A 6,058-nucleotide genomic window follows, 5' to 3' on the forward strand; every position below is an offset into this window, starting at 1 on the left:
GTGGCGGGCGTGGTATCGAACGGTGCGAGCAACGGCCAGGTTATGCACTGGTTAGTAAGATTCGATGACCTCGCTCAATCGCCCGAGCATCTTTGTGTACGCTGGCGCACATTGTTCGAGGCTTGTAAAGCATATTTTTCATTACGGTCGCAGAGCAATAAACGAATGGAAATTTGGGCGATGGACACCCTGACAGACGTGCGTGGGCATACTCTTTCCAGGCAGATTCGAATCGGCAGAAATGTTGCTTTGAAGTCTTTTGATGATGTGATTCCACTGGAGACGATCGCCGAAATCAACGAGTTCATCGACCACCTGTTCGGCGACACGCCAGAGCGTTCGCAGTCTGGCGCGAGAATCGCCGACCTGCTGCGTCGCGGTCTAGCCTTTCGCGAACTCGAACAGTCGATCTGCGCGAATACGCGCGCGATGGCCGCGAAAGTTGGCCATACAGATTTACCGACCGAGGCGTTCTCCGTGCTGCGCTGTGCCGGCAACACCTCGCTGGCGGAGAGCCATTGCCGCCATTACGACTCGCACCTGCTGACGCTGCTGATTCCGCTTCAGCTCGCGCCCGACGGGGTTCACAACGGCGACCTGGTGATGTACCGCAAGCCGCGCCTGTCGGTGACCACGCTGACCAACGTGATCTGCAAGATCCGCCACGGCTTCCTGCACAGCCTGCCGCTCAGCTGGCGCACCTGGCATACCTTGCATGATCTGCGTGTCGGTCATTGCAGGCGCATTCCGGTCAAACCCGGCAGCGTTTACGAATTCAACGGCTTCGCACTTCAGCATGCGAACCTCGACGTGCGAAACGGCCAGCGGCGCACCCTGCTGATTCACTACTACGACCCAGGCCACTCGCTCGGTCTGAGCACCGTGCTGCGGCGCGGGCGCATCGGCTGAGGCCCGCCTCGCAATCCTCGAGTTGCCGACGATTCACCGCCGATTTCGCAAGCGCGCAAATGCAACGCAGCCGTGGCACGCCCGATGCCGCGCAAACCCGCGACGGTGCTGCCGCATCGCCACCGACAAAGCAAGCGGATTTCACGGCCGTTGCCGTGCGCGGCAACGGATGTTTTTGTCGTGCTCCACGAGCCGCTGGCAGCAGAGCCGGTTCGCGCCCGCACGCAAAACCATTGCCGATATCGTCGGCAGCGCCGACGTCGAACTTTAAATAGCGGCATTGTTGAATCGTAATTGACATGTGATTGACAATTGCCATTCAACATCTGTGTCGTCTGCGAGCGGAAAGGCACCGGTCATGACCTCCCGGTCCGCCACTTGCCCGCTGCGACGCCACTCCACTCGACACGACCAAGAATAAATTGACAAGCCACTCAGATCGGCAGCCCGGCCGCGAGCATCTTATCCCGCAACGCAGGCTGGTAGCACGTTCCGGCGTTACCTCTAAATTAGACACCTACGCTGACGCGAGTACCGCGTGAAACGCGCAGCCCGATTGACTGCACTCGATCTGTTCGAGCCGCTCAGAATTCAAGTTCGATTTCGCTTGCCATCGCAACGTACAGACCGCTCCGCGTGATGCCGCTAACGTGTCCACCACGGTTGCATACAGTCATGTCATGAACGGCAGCAATACACACGACACCGGCGCTGCTGGTCGGCAACGCGTCGTCCGTATGGGTTTGTCCACGTGACGGGTTGGACGATTATCTGTCGGGTAGCAGCAGCGCAGCAATGCGTCGCTGCTACCCGACCATGCAAAATCCCTCCTGATACGCGCCAGAAAGTCAAAAATTCTTTATCCACGAGTACACACGACCCATAACCCGAAAGCGATGGCGACAGTCGCATATACCGCGTATACGGGTACCTTGAACCTGGTTAAGCACAAGGCTGAGAACGCGGCGGTAAGCAGGTAGGCAGGCTGCAGCGGAATGCGCAACGCAATGCGCCACACAGCGAACGCGAGGAACGCGGTAGTCGCCGCACGCAGCATACGCATCCCCTGCTCGAAGCGGGAATGCGCCTTGAAGTCGTTCACGTACCTTTGCGCAAACACGATGAGACAGCCAGACGGCACGAACAACGCAAATGTCGCCATACATGCACCGGTCCAGCCGTTGATCAGGTAGCCAAGGAATGGAATCACATTGAGCAGCGGTCCCGGCGACACCGGTGACAGCGCAAATGCCAGGGTGAAGTCGTTCTCGGAGACACCAACGGATGGCGTCACGAACAGCGTTTTCAGGACTGGCAACGCCGAAAATCCGCCACCAAAAAGTGTCAGGCCTGCGCCTGCGAGTCGCGGCCAGAGTAGTGCGAGTTCATACTCGCGAGGCAGTGGCAGGGCAAACACGATGAGCAGCACCAAAAGACCGAACAACAATCGCCAGTCCCCGGGCGCAATGACGAATTCGGGCTGTGCGTCGGATTTCGGGCCGAGGAGCCAGCCCAGGGCAAAGGGTCCGCCGAGCAGAAGCACGTAGGCTGCCGGACTGTGTGCATACGCGAGCGCCACGCACGCGAGCACGGCTATCGCCCATTCGAGCCGTCCGCGTACGAGCACACGCGACTGCTTGTGCCAGGTGAGAGCTATCAGAACGGCGAGCACGACACTGAAATGGTTGACCAGTGTCTGTGATGTCACCGTATGCATGACCGGCGCCCGGTAGAAGACCGCAAAGGCCGTCATCAGGAAAGAAAAGGGCAGCACGCTTGCCACGCCCGCCACCCATGCTCCCGCGCGACCGCACAACGCGTGCCCGAGTTGCACAGCGACGTTGCACCCGACCGGCCCGGGCACGATCCAGGCAAGCGCAACCAGATCCGCGAAAGAGAGCGGCGAGAGCCGCTTCTCACGTTCGACGTAGTGGTGTTCGAGTTGCGCCATCAAGGCAAGACCGCCCCACGACAGCGAGGACAAGCCGAGCACTACCCAGAACAGACGCCACAATGATTCGTTCCCGTCAGACCGACTGTTATCAGTGTTCGTCATCGTTTCCTGTTGGTTGTGCGATCCGACGGCTCGATGCCTGCCGCAACAAACAGTGTTTGAAGACCATCAACCCGAAGGCATGGCGATCACTGAGTCGCTGGCACCGTCAGAAAGTCGCTCCTCCCGCCCCCGCACCAGGGATTTCCCTAAGAAGGCCTCACCTGTAAGAGCGGAGACGAGAGGTACTGAGCACAAATCCCGACATCCTGTTGGCCGGCGCGAACGATTTTGTACTATTGAGACACATCTAAGCAACTTCCGACCCCACAATTTGCGGGATAATCGCGCCGTGAAATAAACCCACACTGCTCGAAGGGAAAAGATGAGACCAGGCGACCAGCTTAATGAGTCTGTCAACGGAGGACCGTTTGCCGCCTTGCTAAAGGAGTCGGTGCCGGTCGGTTCGCCGCTCGCATGGCCGGTCGTCGATTCCGGTGGCGCATTGCTGCTCAGCGCTGGAACAATCCTGCCTGCTGTGGAGCAGCGCGACTTTTTGTTTGAACACTTTAGGCCATGCCGCGCTGGCCCGGACAGCGACGGTCCGCCGAACGCACGGGACGCAGTACAGGGCCACGCACAGTCTGCGGTAACCCTTGACGACATGCACCTCATGATCGGCGCGCTTCTGGGCATCCGCAGCCGGATCGGCATCGGTCGTGAGATGCAGCAAAGCCGGCTGATAGGGATCAGTCCTGGCCGCGCGCTTTTCGTGACCCCTCCGCTCGTCGGTCGCCGGCCAGTTGTGTTCGCACTGGGGGAGAGCGTCGAAATCGTCGCGCTCGCAAGTCAGGCGGTCTTCCTGTTCGTGTGTACCATCGAGGCGGTGTGCCAGCATCCGTTTGATTACCTGGTGCTGTCGAGGCCTGGCCAGATTCGGAGGCTACGTGAGCGCAGGGCTATACGGGTGCGTACCCGACTGGCCACGCGGTACGGCGTGGATTTGACCGGCAATACACTGGATGGCCTGGGCATCGGGCGTGATCTCAGCGTGCTCGGGATGTCGCTTTCAGCGTCACTCCCGCTTGGGCACGTTGGGGAGCGCCTGTGTGTGGCGTTCCAGATCAGGACGCGTGACCTGGACGTCGAATTCCAGGCGGTCGCGGTCATCCGGAATGTGCAGCACCATGCCGGTTCCGGAAGTCTGGCTACGCATGGACTGGAGTTTGACCCGATGAGCGCGGAGCAGCAGTTCGTCCTGAAGTCATTTGTTTTTGACCATCAGGACGCGACGGCATATTGGGCTGGAATGGACGCGTAACGTACGTACTGCTGCAGGTTCCTGACATGGTTGAGGGTGTGGTGGAGAACAAAATCGAAAAGCGCGGCTGGTCTTCCCGGCTTGCAGGCGGCCTGATGCGACACCCGCTGCTGGCTTCACATGGCATTGTCTATGGGGGGGTTGTCATTGCGCTCGTCATGGTGGGGCTTTGCGTGATGGTGTTATATCAAGGGCGCGTCGACGCGCTCGATCGGGCGCGCGAAACCTCGCACAATGTCGCGCTGATCGCGCAGCGCGACATCGAGCGGAATTTCGAGTTGTATGCGCTTTCATTGCAGGCAGTCGTCGATGGCATGAGCGAGCCGGACGTGCTGGCGCTGCCGCCACATCTTCGCCGCGAAGTGCTGTTCGATCGTGCCGCCACCGCGAAATATCTGGCGTCGATGCTGGTACTCGATGAGCGCGGCAATATCGTGATTGATGCCAGCCGCGACATTCCGCGAAAAGGGAACTTCGCCGACCGAAGGTACTTCACCATCCAACGCGATAACCCGAATGCCGGTCTGTATATCAGCGATCCCTACCTGTCACGCTTGCGAGACGGCTCGCCCAGCATCGCACTGAGCAGGCGGCTTTCGAATCCTGACGGATCGTTCGCTGGAATCGTGCTGATCGCCATCAATCTCGAGTATTTTCACCATCTGTTCAACGGGCTGTCACTTGGACCGCACGGTTCCGCCGCACTGCTGGGCAAGGACGGCATGATGGTGATGCGCCAGCCGTACGATGCGCGCGTTATCGGTCGCGATTTCAGCCGGGCGAGCACGGTCCGGCATTTCGGATTAGCACCGGAGGGCAGTTTCAGCGAAACCGCTTCGATCGATGGGGTGCGCCGCCTCTACTCGTTCAAGAATTTTCCCGATCTGCCGCTGGTCCTCATGGTGGCCGAGGCCGAGGAGGATATCTACGCCGCGTGGCGCAAACGTGCCTTGATGAGCGGCTCATTGATGGCCGCGTCAGGCCTCGGGTTCGTCACGCTCTCATTCCTCCTGGGAGCGCAGCTGCGCCGCCGCATGCGCGCGGAATCGGAACTGCAGATACTCGCAAGAACCGATGGCCTGACGGGCCTGCACAACCGCCGCACCCTCGGCGAGATTCTCGACCAGGAATGGCGCCGGGCCAGACGAACCCACAACGTGTTTTCGCTTCTGTTCGTCGACATCGACCGGTTCAAGGTCTACAACGACACCTACGGGCATCAGGCGGGTGACGATGCGCTGGCGGCAGTCGCGAAATGCATTGGCGAAAGCATCCGACGGCCGGCCGATAGCGCAGCGCGTTACGGGGGGGAAGAATTTGTGGTCGTGCTTCCCGAGACTGCGCCTGCGGGCGCATCGCTGATTGCAGAAAAAATCCGGTTGGCCATCAGCGAACTGGGCATCGAACACGCGGGCAGCGAATACGGGCGGGTCACTGCCAGCATTGGTATGGCCAGCTGGAGTCCGGATCAGGGGGGCGACATGACGACGGTGATCAAGGCGGCGGATGAGGCACTGTACAACGCCAAGGCCGCTGGTCGAAACAAGGTGTCGCCGTTTTGTGCGCAATCAACAGACGTGGGTCAAACGGAAGTCGGCGCTTGCAATAGAGCAGCACCTGAAACAGCACGCCCCATCTGATGCAACAGCCAGGGAGAGTAAGCAAACAATCGGGGCACCTCTCTCGCGATAGGGTTCTGTCGCAGTAAGCGTGACGAGACGACAAATGTCAATATAATCAGTATTGCTTACATAACAAGTGAATAAAACTGCCGGGAAGCAGACAACGGGTCTTTGCCCACACATTTCATCTGTCCTTTCCTGATCATGTGCATT

The 6,058-nt window shown here is 59.5% G+C and carries 4 protein-coding genes and 1 pseudogene; 3 read left to right on the forward strand and 2 right to left on the reverse strand.

All coding sequences use genetic code 11. From position 1 onward, the window contains the following. Nucleotides 1-909: a hypothetical protein gene (locus HDG37_RS37530; protein ID WP_311541925.1), complete on the forward strand. Its 909-nt coding sequence runs from the start codon at nt 1-3 to the stop codon at nt 907-909. An 859-nt stretch (nt 910-1,768) separates the two neighbouring features. Here HDG37_RS37530 and HDG37_RS37535 read toward each other — a convergent pair. Further along, nucleotides 1,769-2,965 carry a chromate transporter gene (locus HDG37_RS37535; protein ID WP_184056460.1) on the reverse strand — a complete coding sequence of 399 codons (1,197 nt, stop codon included), beginning with the start codon at nt 2,963-2,965 and terminating at the stop codon, nt 1,769-1,771. A 376-nt stretch (nt 2,966-3,341) separates the two neighbouring features. Between HDG37_RS37535 and HDG37_RS37540 the strand changes: the two genes are divergently transcribed. After that, nucleotides 3,342-4,223, forward strand: coding sequence for a flagellar brake protein (locus HDG37_RS37540; RefSeq protein ID WP_260335263.1), 882 nt, complete (start codon nt 3,342-3,344; stop codon nt 4,221-4,223). Between the two features lie 95 nt (nt 4,224-4,318). Continuing rightward, the gene (locus HDG37_RS37545; RefSeq protein WP_184056471.1) at nt 4,319-5,863 is read left to right on the forward strand and encodes a sensor domain-containing diguanylate cyclase; all 1,545 of its coding nucleotides are present in this window, start codon (nt 4,319-4,321) and stop codon (nt 5,861-5,863) included. 107 nt (nt 5,864-5,970) lie between these two features. On the opposite strand, the pseudogene HDG37_RS37550 reads toward HDG37_RS37545, so the two are convergent. Next, nucleotides 5,971-6,058: pseudogene (locus HDG37_RS37550) on the reverse strand (IS6 family transposase); the annotation flags it as partial.

It is taken from the genome of Paraburkholderia sp. MM5384-R2 (assembly GCF_014201025.1).
Classification (GTDB): Bacteria; Pseudomonadota; Gammaproteobacteria; order Burkholderiales; family Burkholderiaceae; genus Paraburkholderia; species Paraburkholderia tuberum.